Genomic DNA, 19,279 nt, shown 5'->3' with positions numbered 1-19,279 from the left:
ACGCACTCAATATCCGTGTCATCCCGGCCAGCGCCCGGCGAAAGCCGGGGGCTGAGCCGGGACCCAGGGGCGGTGCGCACGGCGTTTCTTCACCCCCTGGGTCCCGGATAGCCTCTGCGAGGCTTCCGGGATGACACCATGATAAGGGGCGGCGATCGTCATACGCCCTTACAATCTCGGCAGGGCGGGAAGACCGCCCAGGATCAGGTGAACGGCGAAATCGGCCGCGCCTTGGGTGTCGACCGGCCGGCGCTCCAGCATCTTGTCGCCGATCTCGCGGGCGACGGCGATGCAGGCGGCGGTCAGGTAGTCGAGGTCAACGGACGGGGTGTGCTCGCGCGCCAGCACGCGCGCGAAGGCCTCGCGGACCTCGTCGAAAACAGCCACCATCTCGGGGGTCGAACGGGCGTGCGGCAGCGGCTCGCCGGGCGGCCGGTCCAGGCGCCAGGCCTCCTGCTCGAGGGCCACGAAGTTGAAATAGGCCAGGATCGCCCCGCGCAGGAACGACTCGAAGTCGGTGGCCTTCTCGGACTCCGCGCGCAGCAGCGGACGAAAGCGGCGCGCGCCGTCGTCGGCCAGGGCGTCGAACACCTCTTCCTTCGACTTGTAGTAGTTATAGAAGGTGCCCGAGGCCAAACCCGTGCGGCGGATGATGTCGCGCACTGTGGCCGCGTCATAGCCCAGCTCGCCGAACACCTCGCGCGCCGCGTCCAGGATCGCCTGACGGTTGGCGGTCTTGGTGCGTTCCCGCTTGCCCGGTCGCTGGTCGATATGGGGCTTGGGGAAATAGGCGATGTTCGACATGGAAAACGACTCAAGCTCGGGACGATCGTGACGCCCCGTCATGATCGTGGCCTTAGTCTGGGGTCGGATGCAAGGGTTTGGCGAGCACCCCTTCTTCATACGACCTTCCCGGCGAACGCCGGGACCCAGATCATAAGGCTTTGACGGCGCCGGCTGGAGCACCGCTCAGGCCTTCATCTGGGCCCCGGCATTCGCCGGGGAGGTCGGATAGGAGGGAAAGCTCACAACGGTTTCACCGGCTGCTCGATGTCCCACACCGCTTCGGTGATCGCCTCCAGCTTTTCGCGGTAAAGGGCGGCGGCGTCGTGGAGGCCCTGGTTGTAGTAGTAGGGGCCCAGGCGCTCGCTGATGAAGTCCAGCAGAAACTCGGCGTCGAAGCCCTTTACGTCCAGATCCAGTTCGGTCCGCAGATAGTCGGAAAGGCCGCCGACCAGCTTGGCGCGGGTGTCCTTGTCGAAGGTGATCTTGGGCATGGGGGGCTCCATCGTGAAGAGGATGCCTTACTTACCCCCTCCGCGCCTGCGGCGCTCCTCCCCCGGAGGGGGAAGAAGGAGCGGCGCGTACCTTCTGCCCCCTCCGGGGGCGGACGATCGCGAAGCGATCAGGTGGGGGCCAGCAGCGTTTCAGTGTCTCGCTCCGCCCGCGCCGCCACCGGCAGCTTCCCGCCGGCGCTGCGCGCCCGGGCCTCGCCCTTGGCGATCTCCTTTTTCAGGTCGGCGCAGTAGACGTTGAAGTCCACCTGGATGGTGTGCCGCGCCGAGTCATAGAAGTGGCCGGTGTGGCGGTGCTCGTCCTTGGCGGTGATGCGGGCCATCTCGGCGGGGGGCGGAAGCGCGTATTTGCCCGCGAGGTAGGCCGCCGCCAGCTTGGCCTGCTGCTCGGCGAAGTTCACCAGGGTCGGCAGGGGCTGGGCCAGGCCCATATAGAAGAGGTTGGGGACCTCCGGCTTCATCATCCGCTTGAACAGTGGCAGGCGGTGGTCGGCGTCGGGCAGCAGGGCCGGGTCGTCGAAGAACGGGAAGCTGATCTTGTAGCCGGTGGCGAAGACGATGGCGTCCACGTCCTCGACGCTGTCGTCGGTAAAGCGCACGCGCTTGCCCTCCAGCGCCTTGATCGCCGGCTTGAACTTGATGTCGCCGCAGCCGGCGCGGGTCAGGAACTCGCCGGAGACGGACGGATGGGCCTCCAGCGGCTCGTGGTCGGGCTTGGGCAGGCCGTAGTCTTCCATGCGGCCGATGGTCTTTTTCAGCACCGAGCGGGAGAGGGCCACGCCCAGCTTGCGCGGCATCCAGGCGGGCAGGGCGGATTTGTCGGCCGGCTTGCCGTTCAGGTATTTGGGGAACACCCAGACCCCGCGCCTAGCCGAGACCCACAGGTTCTTGGCGATCGGCCGCTGGGACAGCTCGCTGGCGATATCCATGGCCGAGTTGCCCATGCCCACCACCACGACGTTCTTGCCGCGCATGTCGATGGGATCGAACGGGTCGCAATAGGCGTGGGCGTGGAAGGCCGGGCCGTCGAACTCGCCGGGATATTCCGGCACGCGCGGGTCCCAGTGGTGGCCGTTGCAGACGAATAGCACGTCGTAGAGCCGCGTCTCGCCGCTCGACAGCGTCACCGCCCACAGGCCCTCGGCGGTGCGTTTGGCGCTCTCGACCTTGGTGTTGAAGGTGATCGTCGGACGCAGGCCGAAGTGATCGACATAGTCCTTGAAGTACTGAAAGAGTTGGGCGTGGTGCGGAAAGTCCGGCCAATCCTTCGGAACCGGGAAGTCCTCGAACGCCAGCCGCCACTTACTGGTATCGATATGCAGGCTCTCATAGCAGGCCGATAGGCCGTTGGGGTTCTTGTAGTACCAGTTGCCCCCGATCTCGTCGGACATCTCAAAGCAGTCGTACGGAATCCCGTAGTCCTTCAGCCGCTTGATCGTGGTGAAGCCGCTGCAACCCGCGCCGATGACGCATGCCTTTGGGAGCTTGCCCGTCATGTCCCGCCCTCTGACTTATCGTTGTTCAGGTGAGCGTATCAGCGTTATGCGATGCGGCAAGCGGCCGTTGGGGAAGGGGCGTGGGTAGCGCCCCCTCCGTCACGCGGCTGGGCCGCGCGCCACCTCCCCCGCAAGCGGGGCAGGAGGGGAAACATGTCCTCCTCCCTTGCAAAGCGGGGGAGGTGGATCGACGCGAAGCGACGAGACGGAGGGGGCGCTGTCCGCCTACCGCCCAAACCGCGCCGGCGAGTAGGTCGCCGTGCAGGCGGCGCTGCACTGGGCCCAGCGGCCGCCGCAGCTGTCATCGTCCGTTGACTGACAGAAATACAGCGTCCGGGCACAAGTGGCCTTGCACTGGGTGACATCGCCGCCGGGGCGTCCCACGGCCAGCGGGATCGGCGCGGGCAGGACGACGCTGGGCGCAGCGATCGGGGTCTGAGCCACGGCGGCGGGCCTGGGCTTGGGCGCGGCGGGCGGCGTCGCGGCCAGAGCCGGGAGGGCCGTGGCAAGAACCAGCAGGGCGAGGACGGCGCGGCGCATGGAGGGATCATGCGCGATCAGGGTAAAGGGCCGATTAACCATAAATCCTGTCATCCCGGCCAAGCGCGAAGCGCGCCGAGCCGGGACCGCCGGAAGCTCTGAGCCTGTTGCGGTCCCGGGTCTCCGCTGTGCTCCGCCCGGGATGACAGGTGAGCCTAACCCCGCAGCATCTCCCGCCCCGCCCAGACGCTGTGGGTGCCGCTGCTCAGCTTGTGGGGCAGGGCGATGCGGCAGACGACCTCGAAGCGCTTGGCGTCGATGATCGCGCACTCGGACGCGCCCTTGTTTTCGTCGATCAGGAAGCTGACCAGATAGCCGTCATCCTCGTCGACCGCGCCCACCTTCGGCGCGAACGGCGCCTCGCTGGCGTAGCGGCCTTCGGGCAGGGTGATCGACCAGCTCTCGCCGGTCTCCAGGTCGTGCTTGACGAAGCCGTTGAACAGGAACCAGCCGGGCTTGGCGGTGGTCGAATAGGCGTAGCGATAGGGCTTGCCGGCGTATTTCTGATTGAACATGCCGAACTCCAGCACCCGGTCGTCCAGGTGCTTTTCGGTCGTCTCGCCGGTCTTCAGATTGAAGCGCCAGCGGTGCAGCTTGGGCAGGAAACTGTGCTCGTCCAGATAGGCCATCAGGTGGCCGTGGCCGTCGGGGGCGCCTTCCAGCGGGCGGGGGATCGGCTTTTCCTGGAAGTAGCCGTCCAGCACCACCTCGTCGCCGTCCTCATACGCATTGAGCCAATGCAGCACATAGGTCGGCTCGGCCTCGAACCAGCGCGGCTCGCCGCCCTCGCGGGGCACCAGGGCAAAGCGGCTGGGCAGGCCCTTGTGCAGGCGCACGGCGTGGATGTCGCGCGCCATCAGCTCCTGGTCCCAGAACACCGGCAGGTCGTTGAGGATCGCGTACTTGGACGAGAACGCCATGTCGTGCGGCAGGCGCGGACCCGGCAGCGGGACGCCCTGATAAACCGAGCGCTTCCCGTCCGGCCCCACCACGCCGTAGTGCATGTAGGGCCAGGCCTTGGAATAGTTGAAGAACATCAGCTCGCCCGTGGCCTCGTCCACCTTGGGGTGGGCCGAGACGCCCTCCAGCGGCGCCCAGCTGGCCACGCCCAGGGTCTCCAGGGTCAGCGGATCCAGGCGATAGGCCTCGCCGCACTGGTAGAAGGTGGCGATCGCCTCGCCGTTATGGACGACGATGTCGGTGCTGGCGCTGTCCTTCAGCGCGCCGTGGGCGCCGAAGCCCGGACGCTTGGAGACGCCGGGACCGTCCATCAAGCCGCCCCACAGGCCCTCGTTCACTTCCTGCTCGGCCTCGAAGCAGCGGGTGCGGACAAAGCGGTTGCGATAGCTCGCGGATCCGCCCTTGAACTCGATCTGGTGGATCATCCCGTCGCCATCGAACGGGTGATAGCGGCCGATCGGATCGTGCACCGGGTTCTCGGTGTTACGCAGATAGACGCCGTCCAGGTCGGCCGGGATCGCGCCCTCCAGCACTTCCAGGTCCCAGGCGTTGACCTCCTCGTGCTGCGGGGTCCACGGACCGGTCATGTAGGGATGGTTGGTCGGCCCCAGCGAGGTCCGCACGGGCGGCAGGCGTTCGACTTTCATGGGCGGATCCTCCGGTTTTGGGGGGACTTTAGGGTCAGTCAGTCTTGTTGTGCAAGTTTCCCTGTGCGTCGGGGCTAGACAGAGTCCCTCTCTCATGGAGAGAGGGAGGGGCCCACCGCGAAGCGGTGGGAGGGTGAGTGGGTATGCTCTCTCCGGACATGGCAATGACAAGGCGGCTCGATCGGCGGAGAGTCGAAGGCTGACGTCCTAACCACTCACCCTCCCACGCCTGCGGCGCGGGCCCCTCCCTCTCTCTAAGAGAGAGGGATCACGAACGGACGCCCCCCTACTGCCTCGCGCTGACCCGCCAGATCACGTCGCCCACGTCATCGGCCACCAGCAGGGCGCCCTCGTTGTCGACCGTCACCCCCACTGGCCGCCCCTGGGCCTTGCCTTCAGCGTCGAGGAAGCCTGTCAGAAAATCCTCGACCCCGCCCGCCGGCTTGCCGCCGCTGAAGGGCACGAAGATCACCTTGTAGCCGGCCTGCGGGTTGCGGTTCCACGAGCCGTGCTGGCCGACGAACACGCCGTCCTTGTAGCGGGTCGGGAAGCTGGTTCCGGTGTAGAAGCTCAGCCCCAGCGAGGCGGTGTGGGCGCCCAGGGCGTAGTCGGGGACGATGGCGCGTTCGACGAGGTCGGGGCGGCGGTCCTTGTCCTTGACGCGCTTGTCGACGCGCTGGCCGAAATAGCTGTAGGGCCAGCCATAGAAGCCGCCGTCGCGCACCGAGGTCATGTAGTCGGGCACCAGATCATTGCCCAGCTCGTCGCGCTCATTGACCGAGGTCCACAGCTGGCCGTTGGCCGGGTTCCACGACAGGCCCACGGGGTTGCGCAGGCCCGAGGCGAACACCCGCTTCTTGCCCGTCGCCAGGTCGACCTCGAGGATCGCGGCGCGGTCGACCTCGTTCTCCATGCCGTTCTCGCCGACATTGCTGTTGGAGCCGACGGCCGCGTAGAGCTTGGTCCCGTCCGGGCTGGCGATGATGTTCTTGGTCCAGTGGTGGTTCAGCGGCCCGCCGGGCAGGTCGGCGACCTTGCGGGGCCCGGCGGAGATCTCCGTCGCGCCTTCGGTGTAGGGGAAGGCGACGATGGCGTCGGCGTTGGCGACATAGAGGGTGCTCCCCACCAGGGCCATGCCGAACGGCGAGTGCAGATTGACCAGGAACGGGGTCTTCAGGTCGGCGATCCCGTCGCCGTCCTGGTCGCGCAGCAGGCTGATGCGGTCGGCGCTGGGCACGCCCGCGCCGGCCTTCTTCATCAGCGTGGCCTCGGCGAAGGCGCGCAGGCCCTTGGGCTTGTCCGGGCGGGCGGGCTTGTTGCTTTCGGCGACCAGCACGTCGCCGTTGGGCAAGACCAGCAGCCAGCGCGGATGATCAAGGCCCGTCGCGAAGGGCTGCACCTCAAAGCCGGCCGGCGCGCGCGGCTTGGCGTCGTTGGACCAGCCGACGACCTCCGAGATCTTGACGGTCGGCAGCAGGCTGCGGCTGGGTTCGGGCAACTGCGGATTGGGGCCGTAGCCGATGGTCGAATTCTGTTGGCCCTGGGTCTGGCCGCAGGCGGCGAGGGCGCAGGCCGCCACGCCGATGATCAAGATTTCGCGAACCTGTCGACGCATCGGCGTTTCTCCCCTTCAGCCTGCGTTCAACGCGCAGGGTCATGATTATGTTCTGAAAGAGAACGATACGGTTTGCCCATGGTGATGTCCCAGCCTTTGTTCGCACGTCTTGCTCCCGATCGCCGGCGCGTCCTGGCGGGTCTCGTGGCCCTGTCCGCGCCGGGCGCGGCGGTCGCCGCTGCGCGCAAGCCCAAGGCGCCGCCGCCGCCGTCCGTGGTTGCGGTGCTGGGCGACTCGATCACCGCGGGCCTGGGGCTCTCGCCGGACAGGGCGCTGCCCGCGCGCCTGCAGTCGGCGCTGGAGCGGATGGGCGCGCGGGTCCAGGTGCTGGGCCTCGGCGTCGTGGGCGACACGACGGCCGGCGGCCTGGCGCGCGTGGACCGGGCGCCGGCCCAGACGCAGGTCTGCGTCGTGGCGCTGGGCGGCAACGACCTGCTGCAAGGCGTCGACCCGGGGCGGGTCAAGGCGAACCTGCGGGCGATCATCCAGCACCTGAAGGGGCGCGGCGTACGGGTCGTGCTGGCGGGGGTCAGGGCGCCGGCGCTGCTGGGCGCGGCCTATGCGCGGCGCTTCAACGCCATCTATCCGGATCTGGCCCGCGAGCAGGGGGTGTTCTACGCCCCGGACTTCTTCACCGGCGTGATCGGGGTGTCGCGCTACATGCAGCGCGACGGCATTCATCCGAACGCGGACGGCGCCCGGGTCATCGCCGAGCGCCTGGCCCCGGTCGTGGCCCAGGCGCTGCGGGGGTAGGGGTAAGTTACTTGTGTCATCCCGGACGGCGTAGCCGATCCGGGACCCAGGGGCCGGCGCACTGCGGTCGCCCCTGGGTCCCGGCTCTCCGCTGCGCTGCGGCCGGGATGACACAAGTTTTTAGGTCGGGCTTTTACGACTCCACGATCGGCTTCTTCACCGCCACGTGGTGCTGGCCGCCGAACATCCGGGCCATCAGCCGCTCGGAGCGCACCTTCAGGCCGTCCATCAGCACGAACACCACGGGGACGTAGAGCAGCGACAGCAGGGTCGAGGTGATCAGGCCGCCGATGACCGCGATGGCCATCGGGGCGCGGAACTCGACCTCGGCGCCCAGGCCGATGGCGGTGGGCAGCATGCCCGCGCCCATGGCCACGGTGGTCATCAGGATGGGGCGGGCGCGCTTGTGGGCGGCGTCGATGATCGCCGTGCGCTTGTCCATGCCGTGCTCCTTCATGGCCATGATCGCGTACTCGACCAGCAGGATCGAGTTCTTGGCCGCGATGCCCATCAGCATCAGAAGCCCGATCAGGGTCGAGATCGAGAAGCTGGAGCGGGCCAGCACCAGCAGGCCAAAGGCGCCGCCGATGGCCAGCGGCAGGGCCACCATGATGGTGACCGGGTGGGCGAAGCTGCGGAACAGCAGCACCAGCACGACATACATCAGAAGGATGCCGGTGATCAGCGCGCCCAGGAAGCCGGTGACCATTTCCTGAATGAACTCGGCGTCCCCGGCGGCCACTTCCTTGACGCCGGGGGGCAGGTTCTTGACCGAGGCCAGGGCCTGGACGCGCTGGGCCGCCTCGCCGACGACGATGCCGTCCAGTTCGGCGGTGATGGTCGCCACCCGGGCGCGGTCCTGGCGCTCGATCTGCGAGGGACCGGCGCCGAAGCGGATATCGGCCACCGAATTCAACGGCACGGGGCCGTTGGGCGAGGGCACCTTCAGCGTCTGCAGCACGGCGATGTCGGCGCGGGCGCCTTCGTCGAGGCGCAGGCGGATCGGCACCTGGCGGTCGCCCAGATTGTACTTGGGCAGGTTCTGGTCGACGTCGCCGATGGTGGCCACGCGCACGGCCTGGGAGATCGCGCCGGCCGTGACGCCCGCGCGGGCGGCCTGGTCAGGCTTGGGCGTAACGACGATCTCGGGGCGCGCGATGGCGGCGGTGTTGACCACGTGCGCCAGGCCCGGGACCGAGCGCATCTCGGCCTCGACCTTGCGGGCGGCGGCTTCCAGGGCCGGGCCGTTGTCGCTGACGAGGCGCAGCGGATAGCTGCCGCCGTTCGACGGGCCGCCGCCGCTGTTGCCGCCGGCCCCGATCCGCGCGCCGGGAATGGCGGCGAACTGGTCGACCATCTGGCGGTTGAACACCTTCTGGCTGATCCGCTCGCCCTTGTCCGTGAGGTCGGCGGTGACGCTGGCCTTGTTGACGGCGTTGTTCTCGCCGACCGCGGCGTAGACGCCGACGACCTCCTTGCGGGCGCGCAGCTCGCGGGTGACGCGCTGAACGATGGCGTCGGTCTCGTCCAGCGTGGCGCCGGGCGGCAGTTCGATCGAGAACTCGGCCCGGCCGCGATCGACCTGCGGCTGAAACTCGAACGGCAGCAGGGTGGCCAGGAAGATCGACACGCCGAACATCGGCACGCCCATCCACAGCACCTTCCAGCGATTGCGCAGGCTCCAGTCCAGGCTCTTGAGGTAGGGGCCCATCCATGAGGGGTCCTTGTCCTCATGCTTGGCGTCGGACTTGAGCATGTAGGCGCCCATCAGCGGCGTCAGCAGGCGGGCCACGACCAGCGAGAACAGCACCGAGATACAGGCCGCCAGGGCGAAGGCCTGGAAGAACTTGCCGATGATGCCAGGCATGAAGCCCACGGGCGCGAACACCGCCACGATGGTGAAGGTGGTGGCCACCACGGCCAGGCCGATCTCGTCGGCCGCCTCCATCGCCGCCGCATAGGGGCTTTTGCCGCCGCGCATGTGGCGCACGATGTTCTCGATCTCGACGATCGCGTCGTCCACCAGGATGCCGACGGTCAGCGACAGGGCCAGCAGGGTGATGCCGTTCAGCGATTGGCCCATCGGGGCCAGGATCGCAAAGGTCGGGAACAGCGACATCGGAATGGCGACCGCCGCCACCAGGGTGGCGCGCCAGTCGCGCAGGAACAGCAGCACCACCAGCACGGCCAGGATCGCGCCGACGATCAGGGCCTCCATCGAGGCGATGTAGCTCTCCTCAATGTACTTCACGTTCGAGGTGATTTCCTTGATCTCGAGCTCGGGGCGCTCTTGATCGAGCTTGTCGATCGCCTTGCGGATCTTTTGAGCCGTCTGGACCTCGGAGGCGCCGCGGCCGCGAACCATGTTGAAGGTCACCACCTCCTGGCCGTCGAAGCGAGCGCGCGAACGGGGCTCGGCCCAGTGGTCGGTGATCGTGCCCAGGTCCGCCAGACGCACCGTGCCGCCGGACGACAGGGGCACGCGGGTCTCGCGCAGCTGCTCGATCGAGCCGGCCGCGCCCAGGGTGCGGATGGCGCGCTCGGAGCCCGAGACCGTCACCCGGCCGCCGGGCAGGTCGGCGTTGGACGAGACAAGGGCCTGGCTGACGGCGGCGGCGGTGACGCCGCGCGCGGCCAGGCGGTCGGGATCCAGCGCGACCTCGATCTCGCGATCGACGCCCCCCTGGCGATTGACCTGCCGCACCCCCTTGATGGCCAGTAGGGTGCGGCTGACCTCGTTATCGACGAACCAGCTGCGCTGTTCCGGCGTCAGGGTGGGGGCCCTGACCACATAGGTGATCAGGCCGCCGCCGGTGACGTCGATGCGGTTGACGATCGGCTCCTGCATGTCCTGGGGCAGGGCGCCCCGCAGGTTGGACATGGCGTTGCGCACGTCGTTGGTGACCTGCTCGTGGTCCACCCCGAGCTCGAACTCGATGAAGGTGGTCGAGGCGCCGTCGACGATGGTGGAGTTAATATGGCGCACCTGGCCCAGGCCAGCGATCGAATCCTCGACCAGGCGGGTGACCTGGGTTTCCAGTTCGCTGGGCGCCGCGCCGGGGCGCACGGCCGTGACGACGACGAACGGGAAGTCGACGTCGGGCTGGTTGTTGATCCGCATGCTGCGGAAGCCCGCCAGACCCGCGATGGTCAGCAGCAGGAACAGCAGGATGACGGGGATCGGGTTCTTGATCGACCAGGAGGAGATGTTGCGCATCGGGCGCGTCCTCAGCGAGCGGTCGTGGCGGGCGGAAGGGTCTTCTGACCGCTGACGCGGACCAGATCGCCTTCGCCCAGGAAGCCCGCGCCTTCGACCACGACGCGGTCACCGGCGGTCAGGCCGCTGGCGGCGATGCGGTCGCCGGTCGTGGCCAGGATGGTGATGCGGCGGAAGTGGACCTTTCTGGCCGCGTCGACCACGAACACGCCCGGCCGGTTCTCGCGGTAGAGGACAGACTCGCTGGGCACGACCAGCGCGGGCTGGTCGCCGGCGTCGATCGTGGCGCGGGCGAACATCCCCGGGCGGAAGCCGCCCATGGCGGTCAGCGATATGCGGGCCGTACCCAGGCGGCTGGTGGGATTGACCTCGGAGGTCACCAGGCGAACCTTCCCGGTCATCTCGCCGACCTTGTCGGAATAGACGCGCGCGGGCATGCCGGCCTTGATCGCGCCAAGGTCGGTCTCGGGGATCTCGGCGTCCAGTTCCAGGCGGCCGTCGCGGACGATGCGGAAGAGTTCCGAGCCCGCGCTGACGATCTGGCCCTTGGTCACGCTGCGACGGCTGATCAGGCCGCTGACCGGGGCGCGGATCGCGGTCTGGGCCGCCCGCACGGCGGTCTCGCCGCGCCGGGCTTCGGCGGCGGCGAGGTTGGCGGCGGCGGTCGCCTGCCGGGTGGTGGCTGTGTCGAGACCCGCTTGCGACAGATAGCCCTTGGCCTGCAGTTCGCGGGCGCGGTTGAGGGCGGCGTTGGCCTCGGCGAGGGTGGCCTTGGCGCTGGCGACGGCGGCGTCGTCCTGGCGCAGCTGGGCGGTGATCAGGGCGTCGTTCAGCTTGACCAGCACCTGGCCCGCCTGGACGACCTGGCCCTCCTCGGCGTTGACCGCCAGGGCGGTGAGACCGCCGGTCTCGGCGCCGACCGGCACCTCTTCCCACGGCGAGATGGTGCCCGTGGCGTTGATCTCGCGGGCGATCGGCTGGCTGGCGACGACGATGACGCTGACCGTGGCCGAGGCCGACGGCGCGGCCTTGGTCGCCTTGGCCTTCTTGTCTCCGCATCCGGCCAGAGCGATCGCGCTCACGCCCAAGACCAGGACCAGCGCGCTCAAACGCGGGCGACGCCCGTTGATCTCGTGCAACACGACTTATTCCCCAGCCTCAATGGAACCCCTGGGGCCTTCTAGCCGACAATGCCCGTGAGGCGGAGTTAATTTGCCGTAAGACGATAAAGCGCAGCTACAGGCTGGGCAAACCGTCCTGCTGAGCGGTCTGGGCGCGCAGAAAAGCGGGACGTTCGCGCATTCGCGCCCAATAGGCGGCGACGGCCGGCGGGAAGTCGCCGTCCAGGTTCAGCGACTGGGCCAGCAGCAGCGCATAGGCCACCGAGATGTCGGCCCCGGTGAAGCGGTCTGCGGCCACGAAGGGCGAGCGCTCCAGAAGGGCCTCAAGGCCCCGCAACCGCGCCAGGAACCAGCGGGCGTAGTCGGACGCGACCTGCGGTTGGCGGCGCTCTTCGGGCTCAAGCCGCGTGTAGCGCAGCACCAGGGTCTGCGGGAAGGTCAGGGTGGCCTCGCCAAACAGCAGGCCGTTCAGATAGGCGCCATAGCCGGGCTCCTCGGGACGGACTGAAAGGCGCCCGCCGCCGTGGCGCATCGACAGGTACTCGATCATCGCTGAGGACTCGGTCATCCGCGTGTCGCCGTCGACCAGCAGCGGGATCGTGCCCAGCGGGTTCTCGTCCAGATACTCCCGCGCCAGGAAGCGCGGCGGGAACGGCAGGAGCTTCAGGTCATAGGCCAGCTCCAGCTCCTCCAGCGCCCACAGCGGGCGGAACGAGCGGGCGTCGCGGCAGTGCCAGAGGGTGATCATGGGGGTATTGCCTCGACCATCTCTCTATCGTGTCATCCCGGCCGAACCCCGGCGAAAGCCGGGGGTAGAGCCGGGACCCAGGGGGGAAGGAACGCCGTGCGCGCCGCCCCTGGGTCCCGGATAGCCTCTGCGAGGCTTCCGGGATGACACGGGCTTTTGGTCGCGACTAAAGCCGCTCGACGATCGTCACGTTCGCCAGGCCGCCGCCTTCGCACATGGTCTGCAGGCCATAGCGCGCGCCGCGGTCCTTGAGGGCGTGGACCAGCGTCGTCATCAGCTTGGCGCCCGAGCCGCCTAGCGGGTGGCCCAGCGCGATGGCGCCGCCGTTGACGTTCAGCTTGTCCGGATCGCCGCCGGTCACCTGCATCCAGGCGGTCGGCACCGAGGCGAAGGCCTCGTTGACCTCATAGAGGTCGATGTCGTCGATCTTCATGCCGGCCCGCTCCAGCGCCTTCTGGGTGGCCGGGATCGGGGCTTCCAGCATGATCACCGGGTCATGGCCGATCACGGTCATGTGGTGGATGCGGGCCAGGGGCTGGACGCCCAGGGCCTTCAGGCCACGCTCGTTGACGATCATCACGCCCGCCGCGCCGTCGCAGATCTGGCTGGAGGTGGCGGCGGTCAGGCGGCCGTCCTCGCTGAGCAGCTTCACGCCGCCGATCGACTCCATCGTGGCGTCCCAGCGGATGCCTTCGTCGGCGTCGTGGGTCTCGACCGAGCCGTCGGGCAGGGTCACCTTAATCGGCACGATCTCGGCGGCGAACTTGCCGCCCTTGGTTGCGGCCATGGCGCGCTGGTGGCTGGCCAGAGCGAAGGCGTCCAGTTGCTCACGCGACAGGTCATACTTCTTGGCCAGCATCTCCGCGCCGGCGAACTGGCTGAACTGGATCCCCGGATAGCGCTCCTCCATGCGGGGGCTCTTGTAGGTTCCAAAGCCGTTCTTGTAGGGCAGGGCCGACGACAGGCCCATCGGCACGCGGCTCATGCTCTCGACGCCGGCGGCGATGACGATGTCCATCGCGCCCGACATCACGGTGGCGGCGGCGAAGTGGATCGACTGCTGCGACGAGCCGCACTGACGGTCGACCGAGGTGGCCGGCACGCTCTCAGGCAGTTTCGAGGCCAGCACCGCGTTGCGGGCGATGTTGATGGCCTGCTCGCCCACCTGGCCCACGCAGCCCATGATCACGTCCTCGATCAGGGCCGGATCGGCGCCGCTGCGGTCGACCAGGGCGTTCAGCACCTCGCCGGCCAGATCGGCCGGATGCCAGCCGCTGACCCGTCCGCCCTTGCGTCCCCCGGCCGTCCGCGCGGCCGCCACGATATAGGCTTCGCCCATGAGTTCCTCCTCTGCGTTGGCGCGAGAGAAACAGGCGCTCGCGGCTATGTCAGCCGTGACGCGGCGTCAGTCGCCGCGCGGCCGGCGGAGGGTCTCCGGCGGATCGCGCCCAGGAACAGCGACAGCATGGTCAGGTAGCTGAACACCCCGCTGGCGATGAAGCCGGCGCGGCTCCAGACCCGGGGATCGGCCAGCATCGCCAGGGCCAGGACGACCGAAAGCCCATGGAACGCGCAGGCCCACATCGGCCACCAGCGGTCCGACTTGAGGGCGATGGTCAGCAGCACCAGGAACAGGGCGATGTCGATCGCCATGATCAGCGCCTGGGGGCCGCGAAGCTGGTCGGCGTCATGCAGGACCGCGCTAGCGATCCAGGCGAGGATCATCGCCGCAGCGGCCGTGCGCTCGGGCCAGCGACCGCGCCAGAAAGCAACGCCGCTCGAAAGCAAGAGGGCCAGAAGATTGGCCCATTGGTAGAGCGCGCCGAAGGTCATCGCCGACAGGTTGAACCTCGGGCCTGGAATTGCAACTCCCCTCCGATCGTCTCGGAGGGGAGCTGACTGGTTCAGGCCGCGTCGACCACGGCCAGGCGACCGGTGGTGGGCGCCTTGGGTTTCTCGCCGCCCGTGCCGAAGGCCACCGCGCCCAGGCCGATGTCATGCTGGGCGATCGACAGCTGCTTGTGGGTGGCGACGATGTTCTGACGGGCCAGGGCCAGGGCCTGCATGGTCTCGATGGCGCCCATCAGCGCCTCCTGGCCGACGATCGCCGAGAGGTTGGCGGACTGGCGGCTGGCGGGCATCAGACCGGCCAGGGCGGCGGTCTGGGTGATGGCCGCGTCGATGGCCTTTTCGGCGGCGAAGAGCGCTTGGGCGACGGTCTCGGCCGCCAGGCGACGTTCCTTGAGCATGCGTGGTCTCCTCACGCCGATCGGTGTCGGCGCGTTGCTGGGGTTCATTCGTGGGATGAAGCCCGGCTCCCGGGGCTGACGCTTAGGGGAACAAACCTTCGAGCGCGTGGAGCCCTGCTAGGATCGAACCAAAAGCCAAGGCGGTCACGATCATAACGGTCGCGATGAAGGCCAGTCGCAGGGGAAGGCTTAAGGCGTTGGGTCTTCCGTCTCCGAGTCCGGCGAGGAGATGTCCGGCGAAAACGTCTCGTCCATCACCGCGCTGGCGATGCACAGAAGCTCCCGCACCACCAGCTCGCTCGGCTTGAATCTCGCCTGCTTGCGGGTGGCCGCCACCAGGTCGTGAACCATCGCCGCGCCGGCCGCCGTCGCCGACAGGCTGGACAGCTGACGCTCCAGCTCGCTCCACGTGATGGGCGGCAACAGATCCGCCGAATTCAGGCGTGGCCAATCCTGGTGAAAGCTCGCCACTTCCCGCCGCAGATGGGCCGCCCTGCCAATGGCGTCCTTCTGGTGCGGGGTCAGTTCCGGATGCGGGGTCGACGCGTTCAAGATGGTCTCCTTCCTGGACGCCCCGAGCAGAGCGTGCGGAAGCCACCTCGCCTAGCCGGGTCGGATCGGACCCCGACGCGATCGGAGGGGGGGCTGACCCCTGATGGGCGTGGTCGGACATCCGCCGCGCCGCGTCGTAGCGATCGGCCGCGCCCAGGCGGCGGCGCGCCTTGTCCAGGTGCCAGTCGACGGTGTGCTTGGACAGGCCGAGCGCACGGGCGATTTCCTTGGAGCTCATGTGGCGGTCGACGAGCTTCAGGCACTCGCGCTCACGCTCGGTGAGCCGATGGAGGCCTTCGACCTGATCCGAAAGGATGTGCTCGCCCTTAGCCATCGGAAAAGCCTTATGCGAACATTCAGGTTCGGCAAGCGCCGGAACATTAAACCTTGGCTGTTATCGTTGCGGCAGGTCGCTTCCAGCGAGTTCCGACGACACCTTCCACAGATCAACGCCGCCTTCTGAGGCATGCCGATCGATCTCGGCCAGCTCCTCGGCGGCGAAGCTCGGGGCCTTCAGCGCGGCCAGCGAGTCTTCCAGCTGCGCCACCGTCCGCGCGCCGATCAGGGCCGAGGTCACGCGCGGGTCGCGCAGCGTCCACGCGATGGCCATCTGCGCCAGGGTCTGGCCCCGGCGCTGGGCGATGGCGGCCAGAGCCTGGATCCGCGCAAGATTCTCCGCCGTCAGCATGCGCCCGTCGAAGGAGCCGGCCTTGGCCACGCGGGAGTCGTCCGGCACGCCGTTGAGGTACTTGTTGGTCAGCAGCCCCTGGGCCAGCGGCGAGAAGGCGATGCAGCCGACGCCGAGGTCGGACAGGGTGTCGAGCAGCTCGTCCTCGATCCAGCGATTGACCATCGAATAGGACGGCTGATGGATCAGCAGCGGCACGCCTTCGGCCTTCAGGATGGCGTGGGCCTTGCGGGTCAGCTCGGGCGAGTAGGACGAAATCCCGACATACAGCGCCTTGCCCTGGCGATGCAGGTGGGCCAGGGCCCCCATGGTCTCTTCCAGCGGCGTCGTGGGGTCGACCCGGTGCGAGTAGAAGATATCGACATAGTCCAGCCCCATGCGCTTGAGGCTCTGGTCGCAGCTGGCGATCAGATACTTCCGCGAGCCGCCGATCCCGCCGTACGGGCCGGGCCACATGTCCCAGCCGGCCTTGGTGGAGATGACCAGCTCGTCGCGATGCGCCTTGAAGTCGGTGGCCAGAACCTTGCCGAAGTTCTCTTCCGCCGAGCCGTAGGGCGGCCCGTAGTTGTTGGCGAGGTCGAAGTGGGTCACGCCCAGGTCGAAGGCCCGGCGCAGGATGGCGCGACCGGTTTCAAAGACGTCGGCGCCCCCGAAGTTCTGCCACAGGCCCAGTGAGATCGCCGGCAGGTCCAGGCCGCTGCGCCCCGTCCGGCGATAGGGCATGGCGGCGTAGCGATCGGCGCTGGCGACATAGGGGACTTGCACGAGGAGGCGCTCCGAAACGAAGAAAGCTGCGACAGCGTTGTCATGCTGGCGCGTCGTTTGCCGGCGCGCAAGCCCGTTCAGGCGTCCCGGCGGGCCCGCTCACTCTCGGTGGCCGGCGAGGCGGCGCGGATCAGGTCCAGCACATCGACGATGATCTCGCGCATCACCGCCGCGGCGCGATCGGCGTCGCGGGCGATGATCGCATTGGCCACGGCCTCGTGCGAGGGGATCGAGGCCGTCCGCCCCTTGATCCGGTTGGTGAAGCGGATCGAGATCCGCAGGGCGGTGTTCACCAGCTCGTGCAGCTCGCGATAGAACGGGTTCTTGGTCGCGTTGAGGATCGCGATGTGGAAGGCGATGTCGGCCGACAGCGGATCGTCCTCGCCCTCGGCGGCGGCCTTCATCCGGCGCAGGCCCTTGCGGATCTCCTCCAGCCCGGCCTCGTCGGCGTGCCGCGCCGCCAGGGCCGCTGCGGTGGGCTCGATGCCCATGCGCATCTCGGTGAAGTCGGCCAGCAAGCGCAGCGAGAACTTGCGTTCCAGCAGCCAGCGCAGGACGTCGGGGTCGAGCATGTTCCACTCGGCCTCGGGCTCCACCACCGTGCCGTGGCGGGGGCGGGCGCTGAGCAGGCCCTTGGCGGTGAGCATCTTCACCGCCTCGCGCGTCACCGTGCGGCTGGCGCCGAACTGCTTGGAGAGTTCGCCTTCGGTGGGAAAGCCGCCGTTGGCGTACTCGCCGGTCACGATGGCCTGACCGAGTTGCTCGACCAGGCCATAGGTCAAACTCAGGCCGGGCTGAGTGCGCATCTGCGGCTCTTCTTTCCTGCGACGGCGAGGCGAAAGGGCGCTCGCCGCTGTGTACCTTGGTTTGCTCCGTCCGCAACGGGACGGTTGGGATGAATACAGCCGCGACCGTGGCGTTCGGCAAGCGTGTTCGGGCCGGACGCCAGCCCGCGCCGCGAAAAGGCCTCAGCCACGCCAGGCGGCCACGAGGCGCGCGGCGCGTTCGGCCACGTCGGCGGCGCGATCGCCCGGGCGATAGAGCTCGCCGCCGACACCGATCCCGTCGACGCCGACCGCCCGCCAGGCGTCCAGATTACCCGCGCCCACCCCGCCCACGGCGTAGACGGCCACGTCGCGGGGCAGGACGTCCTTGACCGCCTTGAGGTGTCCCGGCCCGAAGGTCCCGGCCGGAAACAGCTTCAGGGCGCGCGCGCCGGCCTGGATGGCCGCGAACGCCTCGGTGGGCGTGGCGAAGCCGGGCATCACCGTCAGGCCCATCGCCACCGCATGGGCGATCACGGCGGGGTCGGTGTTGGGGGTGACGATCAGCTTGCCGCCCGCCTGCGCCACCGCCTCGACCGCGTCGGTCGTCAGCACGGTGCCGGCGCCGCACAGGGCCTGGTCGCCGAAGGCCTTGCACAGCCGGCGGATGCTCTCCAGCGGATCGGGCGAGTTGAGCGGCACCTCGATCGCGCCGACGCCCGCGCCGACCAGGGCGGCGGCGATATCGACCACCTCGTCGGGCTTCACGCCCCGCAGGATGGCGACGATGGGCGGCGGGGGAGCAGCGCTCACGACGAGGCCTCCTGGTGTCGGGTGATCATCGAAAGGCCCGCCAGCACCGCGGCGTCGCCGTCGACGACAGACGCCGTGACGCCGGCGGCGGCCAGGGCCTGGACATACAGCGCCGCCAGCGGGCCGTCGCCGATCACCGTCACGGTCTGCATCGGTCCGAACCAGTCCCGCGCCGCCGCCACGTCCGCGCCGATCAGCAGGCCCGACAGGAAGCCCATGGCGTCGGCGGGCGTCATCGCCTGCAACAGCTGGCGGGCGCGGGTCTCGAACATCAGGTGGGTCAGGCGCCCCGCGCCCTGCTCGGCGATGCGGACCAGGCCCTGGGCGAAGCCCAAGCGCGAGCCCTCGGCCAGGCTTCCGCCGCCCGCGCCCAAGGTGGAGTGCGTCTTGAGCAGGGCGAAGGTCTCGCCGATCGGCGCGGTCAGGAAGGTGACGATCCGGCCGTCCTCGACCACCACCCACTTGTTGTGCGTGCCCGGCAGCACCAGCAGGTGGCGGCCCGACCGGAGGCCTGCGTCCAGGGATAGCGCGCCGAAGACTTGCGTCTCCTCGCCCCGCATCACGTCGGGTCCGCCCAGCGGGTTGACGCAGGACAGGCCCGGCGCAATGCGCACGGGCAAGCCCTGGGCCTCAAGGCGCACGGTGCGCGCGGCGACCTCGGCCGCCGTGGCCGGGCAGGGCGCATAGGGCGCTTCGATCCAGCCCATCCGTGATCCCACCATGCCGCACAGGATCGCGTAGTCGGGCTGCGCCTCGCGCCAGTCGCCCACCAGGTCCAGGAACGTCTTTTCCGGGCTGTCGGTCAGCGCCGTCACGCCGGGACCGTCGCGGCGATGGATCACGCTCTTGCCCTGGCGCAGCCACAGGCGCAGGCGCGTGCCGCCCCAGTCGCCGACAATCACGATGCTCTGGTCCATCAGGCCGATTCCAGTCTCACGGCCCGACTGAAAGCGCCAAGCGGGAAGTCTATCGCCGCTCGTTTATAATATAATATTGGGGTCAGCAATCGAGGCCGCCGCCTCCAAGGGTGACCGGATGGATCTCCCTGTAGCTCGA

At 68.6% G+C, this 19,279-nt stretch carries 18 protein-coding genes and 2 pseudogenes; 1 reads left to right on the top strand and 19 read right to left on the bottom strand.

The window, feature by feature from the left end:
* Nucleotides 1-168 precede the first annotated feature (168 nt).
* The 6 genes from CA606_RS15830 to CA606_RS15805 form a co-directional block, all read right to left on the bottom strand.
* Nucleotides 169-804 (bottom strand): TetR/AcrR family transcriptional regulator, encoded by a 636-nt coding sequence (locus CA606_RS15830; RefSeq protein WP_181242633.1) that lies wholly within the window; start codon nt 802-804, stop codon nt 169-171.
* Between the two features lie 221 nt (nt 805-1,025).
* Nucleotides 1,026-1,277: a DUF2164 domain-containing protein gene (locus CA606_RS15825; RefSeq protein WP_096053668.1), complete on the bottom strand. Its 252-nt coding sequence runs from the start codon at nt 1,275-1,277 to the stop codon at nt 1,026-1,028.
* A gap of 128 nt (nt 1,278-1,405) precedes the next feature.
* Nucleotides 1,406-2,791 carry a flavin-containing monooxygenase gene (locus tag CA606_RS15820; RefSeq protein ID WP_096053669.1) on the bottom strand — a complete coding sequence of 462 codons (1,386 nt, stop codon included), beginning with the start codon at nt 2,789-2,791 and terminating at the stop codon, nt 1,406-1,408.
* 225 nt (nt 2,792-3,016) lie between these two features.
* Complete coding sequence (locus CA606_RS15815; protein ID WP_096053974.1) at nt 3,017-3,331, bottom strand: hypothetical protein; 315 nt, start codon at nt 3,329-3,331, stop codon at nt 3,017-3,019.
* A 155-nt stretch (nt 3,332-3,486) separates the two neighbouring features.
* Nucleotides 3,487-4,938, bottom strand: coding sequence for a carotenoid oxygenase family protein (locus CA606_RS15810; RefSeq protein ID WP_096053670.1), 1,452 nt, complete (start codon nt 4,936-4,938; stop codon nt 3,487-3,489).
* Nucleotides 4,939-5,224: 286 nt separating this feature from the next.
* Nucleotides 5,225-6,553: a PQQ-dependent sugar dehydrogenase gene (locus CA606_RS15805; RefSeq protein WP_096053671.1), complete on the bottom strand. Its 1,329-nt coding sequence runs from the start codon at nt 6,551-6,553 to the stop codon at nt 5,225-5,227.
* 84 nt (nt 6,554-6,637) lie between these two features.
* On the opposite strand from CA606_RS15805, the gene CA606_RS15800 reads away from it, so the two are divergent.
* On the top strand, nt 6,638-7,306 hold the full coding sequence (locus tag CA606_RS15800; RefSeq protein ID WP_096053975.1) for an arylesterase: 669 nt from the start codon (nt 6,638-6,640) through the stop codon (nt 7,304-7,306).
* A gap of 32 nt (nt 7,307-7,338) precedes the next feature.
* Here CA606_RS15800 and CA606_RS20310 read toward each other — a convergent pair.
* The 13 genes and pseudogenes from CA606_RS20310 to CA606_RS15745 form a co-directional block, all read right to left on the bottom strand.
* Nucleotides 7,339-7,422 (bottom strand): annotated as a pseudogene (locus CA606_RS20310) (hypothetical protein); the annotation flags it as partial.
* A 17-nt stretch (nt 7,423-7,439) separates the two neighbouring features.
* A complete protein-coding gene (locus CA606_RS15795) occupies nt 7,440-10,523 on the bottom strand; it encodes an efflux RND transporter permease subunit (protein ID WP_096053673.1) in 3,084 nt (1,027 codons plus the stop codon).
* A gap of 11 nt (nt 10,524-10,534) precedes the next feature.
* A complete protein-coding gene (locus CA606_RS15790) occupies nt 10,535-11,665 on the bottom strand; it encodes an efflux RND transporter periplasmic adaptor subunit (RefSeq protein ID WP_096053674.1) in 1,131 nt (376 codons plus the stop codon).
* 94 nt (nt 11,666-11,759) lie between these two features.
* On the bottom strand, nt 11,760-12,392 hold the full coding sequence (locus CA606_RS15785) for a glutathione S-transferase family protein (RefSeq protein WP_096053675.1): 633 nt from the start codon (nt 12,390-12,392) through the stop codon (nt 11,760-11,762).
* A gap of 166 nt (nt 12,393-12,558) precedes the next feature.
* Entirely contained in the window at nt 12,559-13,731 is a 1,173-nt protein-coding gene (locus CA606_RS15780) for an acetyl-CoA C-acetyltransferase (protein WP_096032602.1), read from the bottom strand.
* 44 nt (nt 13,732-13,775) lie between these two features.
* Nucleotides 13,776-14,225, bottom strand: a complete 450-nt coding sequence (locus tag CA606_RS15775) for a hypothetical protein (protein WP_096053676.1) — start codon at nt 14,223-14,225, stop codon at nt 13,776-13,778.
* Nucleotides 14,226-14,296: 71 nt separating this feature from the next.
* Complete coding sequence (locus CA606_RS15770; RefSeq protein ID WP_181242632.1) at nt 14,297-14,641, bottom strand: hypothetical protein; 345 nt, start codon at nt 14,639-14,641, stop codon at nt 14,297-14,299.
* A 189-nt stretch (nt 14,642-14,830) separates the two neighbouring features.
* Nucleotides 14,831-15,193 (bottom strand): hypothetical protein, encoded by a 363-nt coding sequence (locus CA606_RS20305; protein WP_233282162.1) that lies wholly within the window; start codon nt 15,191-15,193, stop codon nt 14,831-14,833.
* Nucleotides 15,194-15,374: 181 nt separating this feature from the next.
* A pseudogene (locus tag CA606_RS20300) lies at nt 15,375-15,431 on the bottom strand (hypothetical protein); the annotation flags it as partial.
* A 156-nt stretch (nt 15,432-15,587) separates the two neighbouring features.
* Nucleotides 15,588-16,604, bottom strand: coding sequence for an L-glyceraldehyde 3-phosphate reductase (gene mgrA / locus CA606_RS15760; protein ID WP_233282212.1), 1,017 nt, complete (start codon nt 16,602-16,604; stop codon nt 15,588-15,590).
* A 119-nt stretch (nt 16,605-16,723) separates the two neighbouring features.
* Nucleotides 16,724-17,452 (bottom strand): FadR/GntR family transcriptional regulator, encoded by a 729-nt coding sequence (locus CA606_RS15755; protein ID WP_096053680.1) that lies wholly within the window; start codon nt 17,450-17,452, stop codon nt 16,724-16,726.
* A gap of 162 nt (nt 17,453-17,614) precedes the next feature.
* Nucleotides 17,615-18,223 carry a 2-dehydro-3-deoxy-6-phosphogalactonate aldolase gene (locus CA606_RS15750; RefSeq protein ID WP_096053681.1) on the bottom strand — a complete coding sequence of 203 codons (609 nt, stop codon included), beginning with the start codon at nt 18,221-18,223 and terminating at the stop codon, nt 17,615-17,617.
* Nucleotides 18,220-19,140: a 2-dehydro-3-deoxygalactonokinase gene (locus CA606_RS15745; protein WP_096053682.1), complete on the bottom strand. Its 921-nt coding sequence runs from the start codon at nt 19,138-19,140 to the stop codon at nt 18,220-18,222. Before CA606_RS15745 ends, CA606_RS15750 begins: the two co-directional genes overlap by 4 nt.
* Between the last annotated feature and the right edge of the window lie 139 nt (nt 19,141-19,279).

The organism is Caulobacter vibrioides (assembly GCF_002310375.3).
Taxonomy (GTDB): Bacteria; Pseudomonadota; Alphaproteobacteria; order Caulobacterales; family Caulobacteraceae; genus Caulobacter; species Caulobacter vibrioides_D.
Note: the sequence above shows the minus strand (reverse complement) of the source record. Positions and strands in the feature narration are given on the sequence as shown.